The organism is Streptomyces bohaiensis (assembly GCF_012033785.1).
GTDB lineage: Bacteria > Actinomycetota > Actinomycetes > Streptomycetales > Streptomycetaceae > Streptomyces > Streptomyces bohaiensis.
In genome coordinates this window covers 1-17,534 of record NZ_JAAVJC010000012.1, presented here as the reverse complement: position 1 = coordinate 17,534, position 17,534 = coordinate 1, and the positions used below count along the sequence as shown (strand labels likewise).

Sequence of the window (17,534 nt, the reverse complement as noted above, 5' to 3'; positions counted from 1 at the left end):
TCCCGAGCAGCGGGGCGCGGCGAGCTGCGACCGTCGGGCGGCGTGCCGCGGCGGGCTCCGGGCGCCGCGGGGCACCGCCGACCACGGAAGCGGGTCGGCACATCCGGACACGTGCCGCAAGGGCGCCCGGTGGCCGTCCCGCTGGGTGGGACAGGGCACCCCGGACCCCTATGAGCTGCGTCACGAGCCTGACGCCCCGTCGGTGATCACCATTGCCGCGCCCCGGACCACCGTGCTAAGTCGCGGCCAATGCAGGCCATTTCGGACATGCGCCTGCGCACAGCGCCGTCCCAGGGCCGTCGGGCACGCCGCTCCGTACGGCGTACGCACGACAATCCGGGCATTCGGCCGCGCCGGGGCGGGCGTTGTGTCGCATTGCACGTTTCTTGAGCCCAGATGCCGGGCCTTGATACGGCTGGTGCTCATGTCCCCAATCCGCACCACTCGTCCCACCGGCCGGCACCGCAAGCCCCGCCAGGCGCGCGCCACCCAGCTGCTGCGTGGCGGAGTCCTGTCCGGCGTCCTGGGCACCATCGCGGTCGCCGCTCCGGCCGGCACCGCCCAGGCCGACGAGAAGCCCACCGAGGCCACCGGCGAACTCCCCACCGTGACGACGCTCAGCACCGTGCACCTGGCAGGCGCGGCCCAGGCGGCCGAGGCCACCGAGCGCTACATCTCCGCCGCCGACCTCGACCAGGCGCAGACCCTCGCCTGGGTACGTGCCGAGAAGGCCGCGGCGAAGCAGAAGACCGAAGAGGAGGAGGCCCGCGCCGCCGAGGAGCGTGCCGCCCGCGAGCGTGCGGCCGAGGAGGCCGCAGCCGAGGCCCGGGCCGCCGAGGAGGCCGCGGCCGAGGAGCGCTCCGAGCAGGCCGCCTCCCGCAGCACCGAGCGCACACCGCTCGCCGCGTCCTCCGGTGAGGCGGCGACCGCCCCGTCCGCCTCCGCCCCTGCCCCCGCCGCATCCGGCAGCGGCTCCGGCATCGTGGGCTTCGCCCGCTCCCAGGTCGGCAGCGCCTACCAGCTCGGTGCCACCGGCCCCGGCGCCTGGGACTGCTCCGGTCTGACCGGCGCCGCCTACGCCTCCGCCGGGATCACCCTCCCGCGGACCTCGCAGGAGCAGTCGGCCATGGGCACCGCCATCGCCGTCAGCGACGCGCAGCCGGGCGACCTGCTGTACTGGGGCGGCCGGGGCAGCGCCTACCACGTGGCGATCTACGTCGGCAACGGCAGGTTCGTCGGTGCGCAGAACCCCTCGACCGGCGTGGTGGAGCAGGACCTCAGCTACTCCCCGCCCACCGGCGCCGTGCGGATCGGCTGAGACGCCGCACCTCCGCACTCCCCCGCGCGCGCACCCGCGCACGCACGGAACCAACGCCGCCGCGCCACGCGTCGGTAGCCGTACCACCCGACGCCCCGAACGTCGGGTACCGCGACACCGCCTCCGCCCCTCGGGCCGGGGGCGGTGTCGCGTTCCGCGGCCGGCGCGGCGCGTCCCGCCCGCCGGGGCGGCGGCGGGCGTGCCGGTACCGCGGCACCGCCGTACCGTGACCAGGGGGTTCCGCGACGACCAGCGGGTAGGAGCCGTTCCCCGAACGGAGCGAGAGAGGTGCCCGATGCGAGCGACGGTCATGTACGGAGCGGGCGACGTCCGGGTCGAGGAGGTCCCGGACCCCCGGCTGCGGGAGCCCACCGACGCGGTGGTGCGCATCGTGCGGTCCTGCGTCTGCGGCAGCGATCTGCACCCCTACCACTCCATGAAGCGCCGCGACCGGGGCGTGCCGATGGGCCACGAGTTCCTCGGCGTCGTCGAGGAGCTGGGGAGCGAGGTGAGCGGCCTGCGCCGGGGGGACCTCGTCGTGGCGCCGTTCGTCTGGTCGGACAACACCTGCACGTTTTGCCGCGAGGGGCTGCACACCTCCTGCCGCCACGGCGGGGTCTTCGGCGGCGGCCAGGCGGAGGCGATCCGCGTCCCGCAGGCCGCCGGCACGCTGGTGCGGCTGCCCGTGGCGGAGGACTCCGCGCTGCTCCCGTCGCTGCTGACCCTCGCCGACGTCTACGGCACCGGCCACCACGCGGCGCGGCTGGGCCGGGTCGGCCCCGGCCGGACCGTCACGGTCATCGGCGACGGCGCCGTCGGACTGCTGGCGGTGCTCTCCGCGCACCGGATGGGCGCCGAGCGGATCATCCTCATGGGCCGCCACACCGCCCGCACCGACCTCGGCCGGGAGTTCGGCGCCACCGACGTGGTGGCGGAGCGGGGCGAGGAGGGCATCGAGCGGGTCAGGGAGCTCACCGGGGGCGACGGCACGCACGCCGTACTGGAGGCCGTGGGCCACATGCCCGCCTACGAGGCGGCGGTGGGCGTCGTCCGCCCCGGCGGGGTCATCAGCCGGGTGGGGGTGCCGCAGTACGCGTCCGCGCCCGTCGGCTTCGGCAGTCTCTTCGGCGGCAACATCACCCTCACGGGCGGTCCCGCGCCGGTCCGCGCCTACATCGACGAGCTGCTCCCGGACGTCCTGGAGGGCCGGGTGGAGCCGGGCCGGGTCTTCGACCGGACCCTGGGGCTGGACGAGACGCCCGAGGGCTACCGGGCGATGGACCGGCGCGAGGCGCTGAAGGTGCTCCTCACCCCCTGAGCGGAGCCCCCCCCCGGCCCCTCCGGCGCACCGCACGGGCACGCGGCGTGCCGGGGCGGGACCGGGGGACGGAACGGACAGCTCCGGCAGCCGGCACGTGTGGCACCATGCGCCCCATGCTGGGGATAACCGACCTGCCCACCTACCTGGTGGGGCTGGCCCTGATCATCCTGATGCCGGGCCCCAACTCGCTGTACGTGCTCTCCGCGGGCGCCCGGCTCGGGGTGCGCGCGGGCTACCGGGCGGCGGGCGGCGTGCTGTGCGGCGACGCGGTGCTGATGGTCCTCTCCGCCGGTGGCGCCGCCTCACTGCTCGGCGCGAGCCCGGTGGCGTTCACCGTGGTCAAGTTCCTCGGCGCCGGTTACCTCGCCTGGCTGGCGCTGGGCATGCTGCGGGGCGCGTGGGCGCTGTGGCGGCGCAGACGGCAGCGGCTGGCCGAGGTGGAAGCGGTCGCCGAGGCGCCGCCGGTGCCGGGCGAGCGCCCGTTCCGGCGGGCGTTGCTGGCGAGCCTGGTCAACCCGAAGGCGATCCTGTTCTTCGTCTCGTTCTTCGTGCAGTTCGTCGACCCGGCGTACCCCTACCCCGCGCTGTCGTTCCTGGCGCTGGGGCTGTGGGTGCAGCTGTTCAGCATCGCCTACCTCAGCCTGCTGATCTTCCTGGGCGCCCGGCTGGCCGCGGCCTTCCGCCGCCGTCGCGCGTTGCAGGCAGGCGGGATGGCGCTGGCCGGCGCCGGGTTCCTCGGCTTCGCGGTCAAGCTGTCGCTGGCGAGCAGCGTCTGACCGCGGGCCGCGACCGGCGGCGGCCCCCGGGTGCGGGGTCTGCCGGGGGCGGGCCGACCCGGCGTAGCCTCGGGTGCGGAGGTGGAGCGTCATGGCGGCGGTCGGGATGTGGATCGTGGGCGTCCTCGTGGTGTGCGGTGCGGTCACCTTCTTCCTCGACTCGCTGCGCGGCGCCCAACTCGACCGCCAGCAGCGGCGGATCGAGCAGCTGCAAGCGGAGGAGCAGCGACTGCTGCGCGCGCAGGACGCCGGCGGGGGCGCGCCCGACCCGGTCTGCGGCTGCGGCCACCACCTCGCCCAGCACGACCGGCGTGGACGCTGCCACGAGGAGGTGTCCCGGCCGACCGGTTGGGACGCGGAGCACCGCCCCACCGGCTACGCGCCCGCAGGGTGCACCTGCCAGCGGTACGTCGGTCCGCAGCCGCTGTCGCAGGTGTACGCCGACGAGCTGACGGAGCTGGAGCCGGAGGTGCCCGACGGCCCGGGCCGGGCCGTGCCGGACGGCGGGGGCGGCCCCGCCGAAGGGGGCGGCGACGGGGACGCCGAGGGGGACGCCGACGGCGACGACGGCGACGACGGCGGGCCCCGCCCGGAGGAGGGCGGCCCGCCCCGCCGCTGACCGCCCCGTGCGCGTGCCGTGCCGCCGGCCCGGCCCCGGCCGGTCAGCGCTTCCGCACGACCGTCAGCCCGTCGTACACCGACAGCAGTACCGACTCGACCCGCTTGTCCGCGGCGATCGCGTCGTTGATCTCACGGATGGCGAGCGTGGACGACGAGGTGTCGGACGCGTCGACCACCAGCCCCCGCTGGAGGGTGTTGTCGAGCACCATCAGCCCGTTGGGCCGCAGCCGCGCCAGCACCTCCTCGTAGTAGACGGGGTAGCCGACCTTGTCGGCGTCGACGAAGGCGAGGTCGACGTGCTCCTCGTGGGGCATCTCCCGCAGCGTCCGCGCCGCGTCCCCGAGCCGCAGCTCGATCCGGTCGGTGACGCCGGCCCGCTCCCAGTACCGGCGGGCGACCGCGGTCCACTCCTCGCTCATGTCGCAGGTGATGAGCCGGCCGCCCTCCGGAAGGGCGCGGGCGATCCAGATCGCGGAGTAGCCGGTGAACGTCCCGACCTCGACCACGGTGCGGGCGCCGGTGAGGCGCACCAGCAGGGCCAGGAACGCGCCCTGGTCCGGGGTGATCTGCATGCGGACGTCACGCGGGTAGGCACGCCGGTTCTCCGCCGCGAGCTCCTCCAGGAGCTCGTCGGCCGGGGTGGCGTGCGCGATCAGATAGGGCCGGAGGTCCGGGTTCACGATCTTCATGGGCAGACCCTACGACCGGCCACCGACGAACCGGCACCACCAGGCGTGATCGCCCCACTACGCGCCGCGCGCGGTCGGCGTCGCGCGACGGCTCCCGACACGCGGCGGGAGCCGCCGCACCGTTCAGCCGGGGTGGCCGGCGGGCGGCCCGGAGAGACCGGACGCCCGGCGGGGGCGGCGGGGCGTGTCCCCGCGCCGCAGCCAGAACGCCGCCAGGACGCCGCCGACCAGGCCGAAGAGGTGGCCCAGCCAGGAGACCCCCGTCTGCGTGGGCAGCACGCCCCACAGCAGCGACCCGTAGAGCAGGAAGACCGTGATCCCCACCGTGATGTCCACCGCGTCCCGGTCGACGAAGCCGCGCACCAGCAGGTAGCCGAAGAGGCCGAAGACCACCCCGGAGGCGCCCGCCGTGATCGAACCGGAGGAGGAGAACAGCCAGACACCGAGACCGGACACGGTGATGATCACGAAGCAGACGCCGAGGAACCGGGGGATGCCGCGCAGCGCGGCGAGGAAGCCGAAGATGAGCAGCGGCACGCTGTTGGCGATCAGATGGTCGTACCCGAAGTGCATGAACGCGGCCGGGTAGATGTCGAGCAGTTCGCTCGTCTGCCGCGGCTCGACGCCCAGGTCGCAGACGAGCGGCGCGTCCGGGTCGCCGGGGAAGCAGCGAGGGTTGTCGCCGTCGATGGCCGTCAGCACCCACATCAGCACCAGCCAGCCGAGCATCAGCAACCCGGCCTGGACGGCCCGTCGGCCGCGCGGCGTGCGGTTCACCATCGCTGTCACCTCTCCCGTGGGCCGGCTCCCGCCCGCCCGGTCGCGCGTCACCGTCTCCCACGCGGCGCCCGGGGAGGCCGGTTCCCGTCGGCACTCCCGGACGGGCGGCCCACCGCTGCGGACCGCCGGACGCTCCAGGCTAGGCGATGCGGCGCGGCCGCTCCCCGGTCCGACGCGTACCCGCGCCGCGCGGCACCCGACCGGGGCGGCCGGCGGCGGTCGGCACCGCCGCGCGGCGCCACGGGTCGTCAGGGCTGCATCGGCCCGGGCACGTCCGCCCGGTCGGGGTCCTCGCGGCGCTGCTGCTCGCGCAGGTCGAGGTAGAGCAGCGCCACGGTGAGGTCGTCGGGGTGGAGCATCGGCGCCTCGGGCGCGGTGAGGCTGATGGCGCTGCCGCCGTTGAGATAGAGGCGGAGCGGCAGTTCGGGGAAGTCCTCGCCCGCGAACTGGCCGAGGTCGAGGTTCACCTCCGACAGCACGCCGTTGCGGATGGCGAGTTCGGCGGTGAACGGCGCGTCGGGGTCCACCGGGTCGTGGACGACGGGCGTGAGCCCGAAGCGGTCGCTCTGCTGGGTCAGCAGGTCCAGCAGCGGGCCGAGCGCCTGGCCGGCGCGGGCGGCGGTGAGCCGCAGTTCGACGCGCTCGGCGCCGTGCTCGGTGCCGGTGCCGCGCAGCGTGGCGTCCTCGGCGACCGCGGTCTCCAGTTCGGCGAGCATCGCCCACTGGTGCTCGGAGTTGAGGAGCGGCGCGGAGTCGGTCAGCGCGTGCGCCATCCGGTCGGTCAGCTCGCGGTCGACGCCGGCACCGATGTCGAGGGCGTCGCCGTAGGCGCGGTACAGGAAGGGATCGACCAGCACCCAGGCGCCGCGCAGTGCGCGCGATGCGGTGTCGAGGGAGGGCGGGAGCTGCGCGGCCCGCTCCATGAACCGCTCCGCGGCGGTGACGGCGTCCCGGTCGCCGCCGAGCGCGTCCTGGACCAGGGTGTCCGCGCCGATGCGGAGGTACAGGCCGCCGTCGATCTGCTTGATGCCGACCGCGTCCTTGCCGCCGAAGCCGACGGAGAGCGCGGTGGACAGCGGGTCGCCCGGGTCGAGGTCGCGCATCGCGGTCTCGCCCTCGGGGTCGCCGGCGACGGCCGTCAGTTCGAGGGTGGAGAGCACCTCGGCGTCATGGGGGCCGGGCGCCGGGGAGTCGGTCAGTTCGGCGGACCGCTCCAGGTAGGCGTGGATGGCCTCGGGATCGGCGGGGAAGGTGGCCTCCAGGGTGACGGCCTCGCGGGACATCAGCTGGTCGACCGCGGCGCCGACACCCGCGCCGGCACCGGCGGCCTGCTGGAACTGGCAGCCGCTCGCGGCGGCGACGACGAGCAGGAGCGCCCCGCCGCCGAGGGCGGCGCTCCGCTTGCGGAGGGTGCTGATGATGTCTCTCCTGGTCGGTCTCGGGCGGCACCGGGGCGGTGCGCGCCCCGCACAGTGTCCAACGGCGACCCTACGGGGTGCGCGGACCACGCCCCGTCGTGGCCGAGGTGTCACCGGACGGTGAGCAGATGTTCACCTCACGCTGAGCTACGCTCGGTGCGGCGGGCACAGCGCCGCAAGCGCCATTGACCTGCCGGAACGCGAGAGCTTCCCGGTGCGGCACGCGCCGAGCGGCCCGGCGTCGCCCGCCCGGCGCCGGGCGGGGGACGACCACCGAAACGGCCGAGACGGCGGCCCCGCCGGACGGCGGCGGCCGCGCACCCGCGCGGGAGCCGCGGGGAGGCCGAGCCAGACGACGACACCCGGTGCGCGCACCGGGCGGGAACGGGACGGTGCCGGATGGCCGAGGCGGGGCGCGAGCCATGGGTGGTAGGGGTGTCCGGAGCCTCCGGCACGCCGTTCGCGGCGGCGGTGGTGCGGGCGCTGCTGGCCGCCGGTGAGGCGGTTGACCTCGTGGTGAGCCGGGCGTCACGGCTGACGCTGCTGGACGAGACCGGCATCGCGTTCCGCGACGCCCACTGGCGGGACGACCTGGCGACGTGGCTGGCGCGCGGCGCGGACGGCACGCCCGACGCGTACGCCCCGGATCTCTCCCGGGTCCGCCACTGGTCCGCCGGGGACCTGGCGGCGGGCCCGTCCTCGGGTTCGTACCCCGTGCGGGGGATGCTGATCGTCCCGGCCTCCACCGCCTGTGTGGCGGGGGTGGCGCTGGGGTTGTCGAAGGACCTGTTGCAGCGGGCGGCGAGCGTCACGCTGAAGGAGCGGCGACCGCTGGTGGTGGCGGTGCGGGAGACCCCCCTCAACGGGCAGACGCTGCGGCACCTGGTGACGCTGGACGACGCGGGCGCCGTGGTGCTGCCCGCCTCGCCGGGCTTCTACGCGGGCGCCCGCCACATCCAGCAGCTGGTGGACTTCGTGGCGGGCCGGGCGCTGGACGCGGTGGGCGTGCCGCACGACCTGTACCGCCGCTGGGAGGGCCGGCTGGGGAGCGGCTCGGCGGGCACCGCCGGGGACAGCGGTGCGGTGGACCACGGCAATGGCGGCACGTCGCCGGGCCTGTCGTAAGCGTGGGCGGCCCGATGCCTTAGATTCGTCCGTTGAACGACGCTCCGGACGGACCAGCGAAAGGTGCAGCGACATGGACGCGGTGGACAGGCAGCTCATCCAGGCGCTGCGCGAGAACGGCCGCGCCTCCTACGCGGAGCTCGGCCGGCTGGTGGGGCTGTCCGGGCCGAGCGTGACCGACCGCATCAACCGGCTGGAGACGGCCGGTGTGATCACGGGGTACCGCGCGACGATCGACCCGCCGTCGATGGGGCTCGGGGTGACGGCGCTGGTCGGTCTCCAGTTGTCGGACGCGACCGACCACGAGGAGCTCGCGTCCCGGCTGCGGCACCTCACGGAGATCGAGGACTGCTGGTTCATCGCCGGCGACGACTCGTACATGCTGAAGGTGCGCGCCACGGATGTCGACGGCCTGGAGCGGACGATCCGCCGGCTGTCGGGCACCCGGGGCGTCTCCCGCACCCGGACGACGATCGTGCTCTCCACCAAGTGGGAGAACCGCGTCGGGGTGCTGCCCGAGGAGTTCGATCACTGAGCGGCCACGTACGCTCGGACCGGAAGACACACCAACGAGGAGGCGGCAGGCCATGGACGCGGGACTCAAGCGCGAGCTGGAGCAGAAGGTCCGTGCCGGCGAGCGGCTGAGCCGCGAGGACGGCATCGCGCTCTACGAGTCGGACGACCTGGCCTGGCTGGGCGGGCTGGCCCACGAGGTGCGGACGGCGAAGAACGGCGACGTCGTGTACTTCAACGTCAACCGCCACCTCAACATGACCAACGTCTGCACGGCCTCGTGCGCGTACTGCTCGTTCCAGCGGAAGCCGGGCGAGAAGGACGCCTACACGATGCGCATCGAGGAAGCGGTCCGCCTGGCCAAGGCCATGGAGGGCGACAACCTCACCGAGCTGCACATCGTCAACGGCCTGCACCCCAACCTCCCCTGGCGGTACTACCCGCGGTCGCTGCGGGCGCTCAAGGAGGTGCTGCCGGAGACGGTGCAGCTCAAGGCGTTCACCGCGACGGAGATCCACCACTTCGAGGAGATCTCCGGACTGAGCGCGGACGAGATCCTCGACGAGCTGATCGACGCCGGCCTGGAGTCGCTGACCGGCGGCGGCGCCGAGATCTTCGACTGGGAGGTCCGGCAGCACATCGTGGACCACCGCACCCACTGGGAGGACTGGTCCCGCATCCACCGGCTGGCGCACTCCAAGGGGCTGAAGACCCCGGCGACCATGCTGTACGGGCACATCGAGGAGCGGCGCCACCGCGTCGACCACGTGCTGCGGCTGCGGGAACTCCAGGACGAGACCGGCGGCTTCCAGGTCTTCATCCCGCTGCGGTACCAGCACGACTTCGTGGACATGAAGGACGGCAAGATCCGCAACCGGCTCCAGGCGCGGACCACCATGGCCACCGGGGCCGAGGCGCTGCGCACCTTCGCCGTCTCCCGGCTGCTGTTCGACAACGTCCCCCACGTCAAGGTGTTCTGGGTGATGCACGGGCTGCAGACCGCCCAGTTGGCGCTGCAGCACGGCGCGGACGACATGGACGGCTCGGTCGTGGAGTACAAGATCACCCATGACGCGGACGCGTTCGGCACCCCGGACAAGCTGACCCGCGAGGACCTGCTGGAGCTGATCCGGGACGCCGGCTTCCGCCCGCTGGAGCGGAACACCCGGTACGAGATCGTCCGCGAGTACGACGGTCCGGACGCCGACCGGCGGGAGTCCCCGCAGGCGATGCGGCTCTGACGCCTCGCCCGGGCCCCTCGCCCGGCGCCGCACCCCGGCCCCGTCACCGCACCCGGTGGCGGGGCCGCCGCGTGCGCACCGGCGGCCCGGCATGCGAGACGCCCCGCGCCGACCAGCCCGCAGGAATATACGATGGGGCGCATGAGTATCCAGTACAGCGTCGACCCGGAGGTGACGCCGGAGCTGACGGACGGCCTGCTGCGGCTCTGGGCGGACGTCACCAACGCCGGCGGCGCGGTCGGCTACGTGCCCCCGGTGGTGCCCGAGGAGATCCGGGAGGTCTGCGCAGGGCACCTCGCCCAGGTCGCCGCGGGCGAGGCCCATCTCGTCCTCGGCACCGACGCGGCGGGCGACCCCGCGGCGCTCGCGTTCGTCCACCGAAACAGCCATCGGCTGATGCGGCACTGGGTCGGGCTGTACCGCGTGATGGTCCACCCCTCCCTGCAGGGCACCGGCGAGGGCCGGCGGCTGATGGCCGCCTGCGAGGAGACGGCGCGCTCGGCCGAGGGCATCCGCGCCATCCGGCTGACCTGCCGCGGCGGGCTCGGCCTGGAGCGGTTCTACGAGTCCTGCGGCTACAAGGAGGTCGGCAGGACCCCCGAGGCCATCCGGGTCGCCGCCGACGACTTCCGGGACGACGTGCTGTTCTGGCGCCCGCTGGCCTGAGCCCCGCAGCGGCATGCTTCACTGGAAGGCGGCCCGACCGAGTCCGGCAACCCCGGCGGATCGGACAGCCGCCACCGTCGCCCCGGAGCAGCAGACGCGCACAGCGCCCAGCCGAAGGAAGCAGCCGTGACCGACACCAAGCACGCGACCATCCGCTACACCGGGATGCGCGTCGGCATTTTCGTCGCCTGCCTGGCCGTGGTGACCGGCCTCGGGTACCTGGGGCTGATCCCGGCCGGTATCGGCACCTCCAACCCGCTGTGGCTGATCGCGCTCGCCATCCTGATCTCCTCGCCCATCAGCTTCATCGTGCTGAGCCGACAGCGCGAGGCGATGTCGGAGCAGGTCGGCGGCGCCGTGGTCCGCACCCGGCAGCGGCTGCACGCCAACCGCACCATGGAGGACGACGTGGACGACGCCGCGCGGGCCGACGTGCCCGCGCAGAACGGGGCCGCCGACGCCGCCCCGCAGGCCGACCGCGACGAGACGGCCGCGGCTCCCGCCGAGGGCTCCGCCACCGGCGCCACCACGGGCGGCAAGCGCGGCTGACCGGTCGGCACCGGGCAGCCGGGCAGCCGGGCAGCCGCCGGAACGTGACCCGGCTCACCGTCCTTCACCGCACCCCATCGGGAATCCCGTTCCCCGGTGGGGTGTTGTGCTCTCCACGGCCAGAAACCAAAGTCAGCCTTGGGGCAGTCCAAAGGAACGGTGTTAATGTGTTCGACGTGAAAACAGCCGCGCACGACTCCGCTCCGAGCCGCCCGAGGCTCGTCGCGCGCCTGCACATCGACCTCTGTCGCCGCCACACCGCCGCGTGTAGCTGACCCCGAGCAGCACGCCGCGCACCGGGCACGCCATCGGCGTGCCCGTCGGTCTGTGTCCCGCCGACGGTGAGCAGACCTCGGCCCGACCGCGCCGCCCGCACGACGGACGGACCGGTCGGCGGCGTGCCCAGGCACCACCCGACCCCCGTCCCCACTCCCCCAACCGGAGCCCCCCTGTGTCCTCCCCGTCCACCGCCACGGCCGAGACCGGCCGCCGGCGCATATCCCTGCCACCGTTCTGGGCGCAGATACTCATCGGCCTGGCCCTCGGCGTGCTGCTCGGCTGGGTGGCGCGCACCTGGAGCGTCGAGTGGCTCGGCACGACGCTCAGCGAGATCGGCCGGATCTTCGTCCAGCTGCTCCGCCTGGCGGTGGCGCCGCTGGTGTTCTTCGCCATCGCGGTCTCCATCACCAACCTGCGCAAGGTCTCCAACGCGGCCCGGCTCGCGGGGCAGACGCTGCTGTGGTTCCTGATCACCTCGCTGATCGCGGTGGCCATCGGCATCACCCTCGGCCTGATCACCAACCCGGGCTCCGGTTCCAGCCTCACCCCCGCCGACGGCGAGGCCCCGGGCACCACCGGCTCCTGGCTGGACTTCCTCACCGGGATCATCCCGACCAACATCATCGAGCCGTTCGCGGAGCTCCGCGTCCTGCAGATCGTCTTCCTCGCCGCCATCGTCGGCATCGTCGCCCTGAAGCTCGGTGACCGCGCCGCCCCGGTCATCACCTTCGGCGAGACCGTGCTGGAGATGCTGCAGAAGGCGCTGTGGTGGGTCATCCGCCTCGCTCCGCTGGGCACCCTCGGCCTGATCGGGCGCTCCATCAACGAGTACGGCTGGGACCTGCTGGGCGACTACGCCAAGTTCACCGCCGCCGTCTACATCGGCAGCCTCCTGGTGATGTTCGGCGTGTACCCGCTGCTGCTGCGCTTCTTCGGCGGTGTCAACCCGCTCCAGTTCTACCGCGGCGCCTGGCCCGCCCTGCAGCTCGGCTTCGTCTCCCGGTCCTCCGTCGGCACCATGCCGGTGACGCAGCGCGCCACCGAGCGGCTCGGCGTGCCGCGCGAGTACGCCAGCTTCGCGGTGCCGTTCGGCGCCACCACGAAGATGGACGGCTGCGCCGCGATCTACCCGGCGCTGGCGGCGATCTTCATCGCCGAGATCTTCGACGTCAGCCTGGGCATCCAGGAGTACATCCTCATCGTCTTCGTCTCCGTGATCGGCTCCGCCGCCACCGCCGGCATGACCGGCGCGACCGTGATGACGACGCTGACGCTGTCCACCCTGGGCCTGCCGCTGGAGGGCGTCGGCCTGCTGCTGGCGATCGACCCGATCCTGGACATGATCCGGACCTCCGCCAACGTCGCCGGCCAGGCCACCGTGCCGGTCATCGTCGCGGCCCGGGAGAACATCCTGGACCGGGAGGCGTACGACAACGCGACCTCGTTCGAGATCGACGAGGAGTGGGACGCGCCGGCCCCCGCCGCCTCCGGCGGGGACGGCCACGGCCCCGACGACGGGGACACGCGGCCGACGGCCGGAGCGGGCGCCGGCCCGAGCGCCGGCTCCGCCGGCTGACGGCACCCCCCGGCACCACGACGCCCGGCCCCGCGCATCGCGCGGGGCCGGGCGTTCGCCGTCGGAGGCTCGACGGGGGGCGGGGCTCCGCCCGGTGCGTCAGCGGTATCCGACGGTGGTGAGGTCCTCCGGCTTGACCACCAGCGAGTCGTGGTCGGCCGCCGGACCGTCCACCGGCCGCTCCGCCTCGGGCCGCGGCCGCTCACGCGGTGCGGGGGCCCGCTCCGCGGGGGCGTCCGCCCGGTGCGAGGCGAGCGTGACCACGATCGCGTCCTCGATGTCCTTGGGGTGGCTGCCCATGTAGTAGTTGAGGACGACGGCGAAGACCAGCTCCCTCCCGTCGGCGTCCGTGACGTAGCCGGACAGCCCGGTGGCGCCGGTCAGACTGCCCGTCTTGGCGTGGGCGTTCTTCTCCGCGGGCGTGCCGCACATCCGGGCGTTGAGGGTCCCGCCGACCGACCGCTCCCCCGCGCAGGCCACCGGCAGTTCCGCGTGCCAGCGGTCGAACCAGGGCTCGTCGCGCACCTGCACCAGCAGCGTCGCCAACTCCGCGGCGGGCACCCAGTTGCGGCGGGTCAGCCCCGAGCCGTCCGCCAGCACGTAGGTCGACGCGTCCATCCCGAACCCGGCGAGCGACTCCCGCGCGGCGGCCGTGCCGGCACTCCAGCCGCCGTCCCCGGCCGTCTCGTGCCCCATCGCCTTGACCAGCACCTCGGCGTGGCCGTTGTTGGAGAGCTTCATGAAGGGGTTCATCAGCTCGGCGACGGTCATCGACTCGTGGGAGGCCAGGACCCGGCTACCTTCCGGGGTCGCCCGGCCCAGCCGGGTGCGGCCGGTGACACGGACGCCCTCGTCCGCCAGTGCGCCGCGGAGGACGGCGGTGGCGTGACCGGTGGCGTCCCAGACGGCGCGCCAACTGGTGGTGGGGTCGGCGTCGACCGGGATGGAGCCGGAGACGGTGAGCACATCGGCGCCGTGCACCCGGTTCAGCGGCAGGCGCAGGGCGCTGCCGGCCTCGCCGGTGGTCGCCGTGTTCTCGACCTTCAGGAAGCCGGTGTCCGGTTCCAGGGAGACGGCGGGCGGCTCGCCCGGGGCAGCGCCGGGGGTGATGGTGACCTTGACCGTGCCGGCGTCGTAGTCGGTGTCGGGGGCGACGGTCAGCGCGGAGATCGGTGCGCCGTAGTAGTACTGCTCGTCGTCGACGTTCCAGCCCCAGTGGAACCGCTCGGCGTCGAAACGGGTGTCGTCGGCGACCACGTCACCGACGACCTGCCGCACCCCGGCCTGCCGCAGCTGGGCGGCGAGCGAGCGGTAGTCCTCCACCAGCAGGGTCGGGTCGCCCGTGCCCCGCAGGTACAGGTCGCCGAGGAGCACACCGCCCACCACGCGGCCCGTGGTCCGCAGCTCGGTGGTGAAGGTGTGGTCGGGGCCGAGCACGTCCATGGCGGCGACCGAGCTGAGCAGCTTGGAGTTGGAGGCGGGCATCAGCCGGTCGGCGCCGTTGTGGTCGTACAGCACCTGGCCGGTCTCGGCGTCGGCGATCACGACGCCGGCCTGGGCGCCGTCGAGCCGCGGATCGTCGAGGATCTCGTCCAGGGCGTCGGCGAAGGGGGCCCGGTTCTGGTCGGCCCCGGCCGGCGCGGACCAGGCGAGGGTCAGCGCCAGGCACGCGGCGAGCGGCGCGAGCAGCAGGGATCTGTGGGGGCGTCGGGTCATGGCACCAGAGCATGACGTAAGTATTTTTCAGGTCAAGGGGGCTGTACCGAAAATCGGCGTCACATCTCGGGGCAATGACCGGACGGAGTGCACAACGGCGTTCGCACGGGAGAAAAGCGGCGCTCGCCCACCCTCCCACCGGAATTCCCGGCTGCGGCGGCGCGAGCCGGGCCGGCGGGCGGAGGGGGCCCGAACGGGGCCGCGGGACGGCTGTCGTCCCGGGCGGCCGCCACCCGGTTCCGGCTCTGTCGGCCGCGGCCGCTCGTCGGCAGCCGGGACGGGCGGGGAACCGCCGGTCGGCCGGGGCGGGCGCGGCGGGCCGTCGCCCGGGCGGGTGCGCGCGAGGGGGTGCGGGCGGCGGGCCCGTCACGCGCCCAACGCCCGCCGGGAGCCCATCGATCGACCGCTGGAGACGGCCCCGGAGACAAAGGCAGGAGCCCCCACCCTGCGGGTGGGAGCTCCTTGGGTACTACGTTCCGGAGCGGGCGATCGAGACCGCGACGCCAGAAATGATCAGACGGGGGTGACGTTCTCCGCCTGCGGGCCCTTCGGGCCCTGGGTCACGTCAAAGTTGACCTGCTGGTTCTCCTCGAGGGAGCGAAAACCAGCAGCATTGATCGCGGAGTAGTGGACGAAGACATCGGGACCGCCGCCGTCCTGGGCAATGAATCCGAAGCCCTTTTCGGCGTTGAACCACTTGACGGTTCCGGTAGCCATATAAGCCCTCCTTGGGCCTATCAGGGTCGCCCTGCTCCAGAACCTACACAGAAGCCTGAAAATGACGAAAGCCTGCGGTTACATGCTCCGCAGGCTCGCACTGCAAGGGAAACCAAACTGCAACTTGCGGCGAGCCTAGCACGCGGGATGGATCGCCGGAAGGGGGAAGATCAACACCCCTCACCGGTCATATCTGCGGCTCCGCAAACCTGTTCCACCAGCCCCGGCCCGATGACGCGAACCCCGTTTCGGAGGCGTTCCGCTCACGACCCGCCGCCGTTGGTCCCGCGTTCGGAACGCGGGACGCCCCGCCCGCGCCCCGGCGACCCGGTGGTCCGCCGCCGGTCGACGCGCTCCCGCCCGGCGGTCCGCCACGGCGCGGGCGTACCCTGCGAGACGTGAGCGCATCGACCATGGCACGACCCCGCGTCGGACACATCCAGTTCCTCAACTGCCTCCCGCTGTACTGGGGACTGGCGCGCACGGGCAGCCTGCTCGATCTGGAGCTGACCAAGGACACTCCGGAAAAGCTCAGCGAACAACTGGCCCGCGGCGATCTCGACATCGGTCCGGTCACCCTGGTGGAGTTCCTCCGCCACGCGGAACAGCTGGTGGCGCTGCCCGACATCGCCGTCGGATGCGACGGTCCCGTGATGTCCTGCGTGATCGTCTCCGAGGGTCCGATCGAAGATCTCGACGGAGCGCGCGTCGCGCTCGGCTCCACCTCCCGCACTTCCGTGCGCCTGGCGCGCCTGCTGCTGGCCGAGCGCTACGGCGTGCAACCGCACTACTTCACCTGCCCGCCCGATCTCTCCGAAATGATGAGAGAGGCCGACGCCGCCGTGCTGATCGGCGACGCCGCACTGCGTGCCTCGCTGCACGACGCACCCCGGCTGGGCCTGCGGGTGCACGACCTCGGCGCGATGTGGAAGGAGTGGACCGGGCTGCCGTTCGTCTTCGCGCTGTGGGCGGTCCGCCGGGACTACCTGGCCGAGCACCCGGACACCGTGCGCGACGTCCACCGCGCGTTCATCGCCTCGCGCGACCTCTCGCTGGCCGAGGTGGACAAGGTCGCCGAGCAGGCGGCGCGGTGGGAGGCGTTCGACGCGGACCTGCTCCGCACGTACTTCACCACCCTCGACTTCCGCCTCGGCGAGCGCCAGCTGGCCGGCGCCGCGGAGTTCGCCCGGCGCACCGGCGACATCGAGGGCGCGCGCGTCGAACTGCTGCCGCCGGAGTGACACCGCCGGCCTGCCCGGCAGGCCGGCAGGCCGGCGGGCGACGCGGCACGAGCGAACCGCGCACGGCGGGGTAGGTGCCCGGGAACCGGACCACCGGGCGGCTCGCGTCCTCACGGACGCGGGCGCGACGACACGACACGGCGGCGCCCGCGCCACCGCCCCGGCACCCGGCCGGCGGCGCCGCAAAGGGGGAAGCGCGCACCATGGAACCGCTCAGACCGGACGATCCCCGCACCGTCGGCGACTACCGGCTGCTGCGCCGCATCGGCAGCGGCGGCATGGGCCGCGTCTACCTCGGCCGCAGCGCGCGCGGCCGGACCGTCGCCGTCAAGATCGTGCACCCGCACGTCGCCGAGGACGCGTCGTTCCGGGCCCGGTTCACCCGGGAGGTGGCGGCGGCGCGCCAGGTCGGCGGCGACTGGACCGCGCCGGTCCTCGACGCCGATCCCGACGCCGACGTCCCGTGGGTGGCCACAGGTTATGTCGCCGGGCCGGACCTCCAGCGCGCCGTGACCGACGGGGGCCCACTGCCGACGAGCAGCACCCGCGCCCTCGCTGCCGGCCTCGCCGAGGCGCTGGCCGCCGTCCACGGGCTCGGCCTGGTCCATCGCGACGTCAAACCCTCGAACGTGATGCTGACCCTCGACGGCCCCCGCCTCATCGACTTCGGGATAGCCCGCGCCAGCGATGCGGGCGGCACCCTCACCGAGACCGGGGTGTACGTCGGATCGCCGGGCTACATGGCGCCCGAGCAGCTCCTCCACGGCGACACGGGCCCCGCCTCCGACGTCTTCGCCCTCGGCTCGGTCCTCGTCCTCGCCACCACCGGCCAGACGCCGTTCCCCGGCGACACCCCCGCCCACGTGCTCTACCGGATCGCCTACGAACCGCCGGAGCTGGACCACGTCCCCGACGAGCTGCGCCCGGTGGTGGAGCACTGCCTCGCCAAGTCCGCGGCGGAGCGGCCGGACCCGGCCGCGCTCGCCGC

17 protein-coding genes are annotated in these 17,534 nt (G+C 73.8%); 12 read left to right on the top strand and 5 right to left on the bottom strand.

Going from position 1 to position 17,534, the window contains the following annotated elements:
- The first annotated feature begins 424 nt into the window (after positions 1-424).
- From HCN52_RS03175 to HCN52_RS03160, 4 genes are all read left to right on the top strand, one after another.
- Positions 425-1,318: a C40 family peptidase gene (locus HCN52_RS03175; RefSeq protein ID WP_168086802.1), complete on the top strand. Its 894-nt coding sequence runs from the start codon at positions 425-427 to the stop codon at positions 1,316-1,318.
- 295 nt (positions 1,319-1,613) lie between these two features.
- Positions 1,614-2,636 (top strand): zinc-binding dehydrogenase, encoded by a 1,023-nt coding sequence (locus HCN52_RS03170; protein WP_209314107.1) that lies wholly within the window; start codon positions 1,614-1,616, stop codon positions 2,634-2,636.
- A gap of 116 nt (positions 2,637-2,752) precedes the next feature.
- Complete coding sequence (gene leuE / locus HCN52_RS03165) at positions 2,753-3,415, top strand: leucine efflux protein LeuE (RefSeq protein ID WP_168086801.1); 663 nt, start codon at positions 2,753-2,755, stop codon at positions 3,413-3,415.
- A gap of 91 nt (positions 3,416-3,506) precedes the next feature.
- Positions 3,507-4,034: a PilN family protein gene (locus tag HCN52_RS03160; RefSeq protein WP_312876509.1), complete on the top strand. Its 528-nt coding sequence runs from the start codon at positions 3,507-3,509 to the stop codon at positions 4,032-4,034.
- 43 nt (positions 4,035-4,077) lie between these two features.
- On the opposite strand, the gene HCN52_RS03155 is transcribed toward HCN52_RS03160, so the two are convergent.
- The 3 genes from HCN52_RS03155 to HCN52_RS03145 form a co-directional block, all read right to left on the bottom strand.
- A complete protein-coding gene (locus HCN52_RS03155) occupies positions 4,078-4,725 on the bottom strand; it encodes an O-methyltransferase (protein ID WP_168086800.1) in 648 nt (215 codons plus the stop codon).
- Positions 4,726-4,848: 123 nt separating this feature from the next.
- Complete coding sequence (locus HCN52_RS03150) at positions 4,849-5,505, bottom strand: rhomboid family intramembrane serine protease (protein ID WP_168086799.1); 657 nt, start codon at positions 5,503-5,505, stop codon at positions 4,849-4,851.
- A 248-nt stretch (positions 5,506-5,753) separates the two neighbouring features.
- The gene (locus HCN52_RS03145) at positions 5,754-7,013 is read right to left on the bottom strand and encodes a hypothetical protein (protein WP_168086798.1); all 1,260 of its coding nucleotides are present in this window, start codon (positions 7,011-7,013) and stop codon (positions 5,754-5,756) included.
- 309 nt (positions 7,014-7,322) lie between these two features.
- Between HCN52_RS03145 and HCN52_RS03140 the strand changes: the two genes are divergently transcribed.
- The 6 genes from HCN52_RS03140 to HCN52_RS03115 all read left to right on the top strand — a co-directional run bounded on the left by HCN52_RS03140 (position 7,323) and on the right by HCN52_RS03115 (position 12,872).
- Complete coding sequence (locus HCN52_RS03140) at positions 7,323-8,048, top strand: UbiX family flavin prenyltransferase (protein ID WP_168086797.1); 726 nt, start codon at positions 7,323-7,325, stop codon at positions 8,046-8,048.
- A 73-nt stretch (positions 8,049-8,121) separates the two neighbouring features.
- Positions 8,122-8,583, top strand: a complete 462-nt coding sequence (locus HCN52_RS03135; RefSeq protein ID WP_168086796.1) for an Lrp/AsnC family transcriptional regulator — start codon at positions 8,122-8,124, stop codon at positions 8,581-8,583.
- Between the two features lie 52 nt (positions 8,584-8,635).
- Positions 8,636-9,802, top strand: coding sequence for an aminofutalosine synthase MqnE (gene mqnE / locus HCN52_RS03130; protein WP_168086795.1), 1,167 nt, complete (start codon positions 8,636-8,638; stop codon positions 9,800-9,802).
- A gap of 141 nt (positions 9,803-9,943) precedes the next feature.
- Complete coding sequence (locus tag HCN52_RS03125; protein WP_168086794.1) at positions 9,944-10,468, top strand: GNAT family N-acetyltransferase; 525 nt, start codon at positions 9,944-9,946, stop codon at positions 10,466-10,468.
- Positions 10,469-10,594: 126 nt separating this feature from the next.
- Positions 10,595-11,017, top strand: a complete 423-nt coding sequence (locus HCN52_RS03120; RefSeq protein WP_312876508.1) for a DUF4229 domain-containing protein — start codon at positions 10,595-10,597, stop codon at positions 11,015-11,017.
- 451 nt (positions 11,018-11,468) lie between these two features.
- Positions 11,469-12,872, top strand: coding sequence for a dicarboxylate/amino acid:cation symporter (locus HCN52_RS03115; protein WP_168086793.1), 1,404 nt, complete (start codon positions 11,469-11,471; stop codon positions 12,870-12,872).
- A gap of 99 nt (positions 12,873-12,971) precedes the next feature.
- Here the strand turns inward: HCN52_RS03115 and dacB are convergent, their stop codons facing one another.
- Together dacB and HCN52_RS03105 are read right to left on the bottom strand one after the other, a co-directional pair.
- Complete coding sequence (dacB, locus tag HCN52_RS03110; RefSeq protein WP_168086792.1) at positions 12,972-14,588, bottom strand: D-alanyl-D-alanine carboxypeptidase/D-alanyl-D-alanine endopeptidase; 1,617 nt, start codon at positions 14,586-14,588, stop codon at positions 12,972-12,974.
- A gap of 513 nt (positions 14,589-15,101) precedes the next feature.
- Complete coding sequence (locus HCN52_RS03105) at positions 15,102-15,305, bottom strand: cold-shock protein (protein WP_014144190.1); 204 nt, start codon at positions 15,303-15,305, stop codon at positions 15,102-15,104.
- 413 nt (positions 15,306-15,718) lie between these two features.
- Here HCN52_RS03105 and HCN52_RS03100 point away from each other — a divergent pair, with 413 nt between their 5' ends.
- Positions 15,719-16,546 (top strand): menaquinone biosynthetic enzyme MqnA/MqnD family protein, encoded by an 828-nt coding sequence (locus HCN52_RS03100; protein ID WP_168086823.1) that lies wholly within the window; start codon positions 15,719-15,721, stop codon positions 16,544-16,546.
- A gap of 203 nt (positions 16,547-16,749) precedes the next feature.
- A partial coding sequence (locus HCN52_RS03095; RefSeq protein ID WP_168086791.1) for a serine/threonine-protein kinase occupies positions 16,750-17,534 on the top strand: 785 nt, incomplete at its 3' end.

What these genes read in the sequence shown, in the direction of transcription:
- HCN52_RS03105 (WP_014144190.1), bottom strand. Translation starts at nt 15,305, where the DNA reads ATGGCTACCGGAACCGTCAAGTGGTTCAACGCCGAAAAGGGCTTCGGA.
- HCN52_RS03155 (WP_168086800.1), bottom strand. Translation starts at nt 4,725, where the DNA reads ATGAAGATCGTGAACCCGGACCTCCGGCCCTATCTGATCGCGCACGCC.
- dacB (WP_168086792.1), bottom strand. Translation starts at nt 14,588, where the DNA reads ATGACCCGACGCCCCCACAGATCCCTGCTGCTCGCGCCGCTCGCCGCG.
- HCN52_RS03100 (WP_168086823.1), top strand. Translation starts at nt 15,719, where the DNA reads ATGGCACGACCCCGCGTCGGACACATCCAGTTCCTCAACTGCCTCCCG.
- mqnE (WP_168086795.1), top strand. Translation starts at nt 8,636, where the DNA reads ATGGACGCGGGACTCAAGCGCGAGCTGGAGCAGAAGGTCCGTGCCGGC.
- HCN52_RS03170 (WP_209314107.1), top strand. Translation starts at nt 1,614, where the DNA reads ATGCGAGCGACGGTCATGTACGGAGCGGGCGACGTCCGGGTCGAGGAG.
- HCN52_RS03160 (WP_312876509.1), top strand. Translation starts at nt 3,507, where the DNA reads ATGGCGGCGGTCGGGATGTGGATCGTGGGCGTCCTCGTGGTGTGCGGT.
- HCN52_RS03175 (WP_168086802.1), top strand. Translation starts at nt 425, where the DNA reads ATGTCCCCAATCCGCACCACTCGTCCCACCGGCCGGCACCGCAAGCCC.
- HCN52_RS03150 (WP_168086799.1), bottom strand. Translation starts at nt 5,505, where the DNA reads ATGGTGAACCGCACGCCGCGCGGCCGACGGGCCGTCCAGGCCGGGTTG.
- HCN52_RS03125 (WP_168086794.1), top strand. Translation starts at nt 9,944, where the DNA reads ATGAGTATCCAGTACAGCGTCGACCCGGAGGTGACGCCGGAGCTGACG.
- HCN52_RS03140 (WP_168086797.1), top strand. Translation starts at nt 7,323, where the DNA reads ATGGCCGAGGCGGGGCGCGAGCCATGGGTGGTAGGGGTGTCCGGAGCC.
- leuE (WP_168086801.1), top strand. Translation starts at nt 2,753, where the DNA reads ATGCTGGGGATAACCGACCTGCCCACCTACCTGGTGGGGCTGGCCCTG.
- HCN52_RS03135 (WP_168086796.1), top strand. Translation starts at nt 8,122, where the DNA reads ATGGACGCGGTGGACAGGCAGCTCATCCAGGCGCTGCGCGAGAACGGC.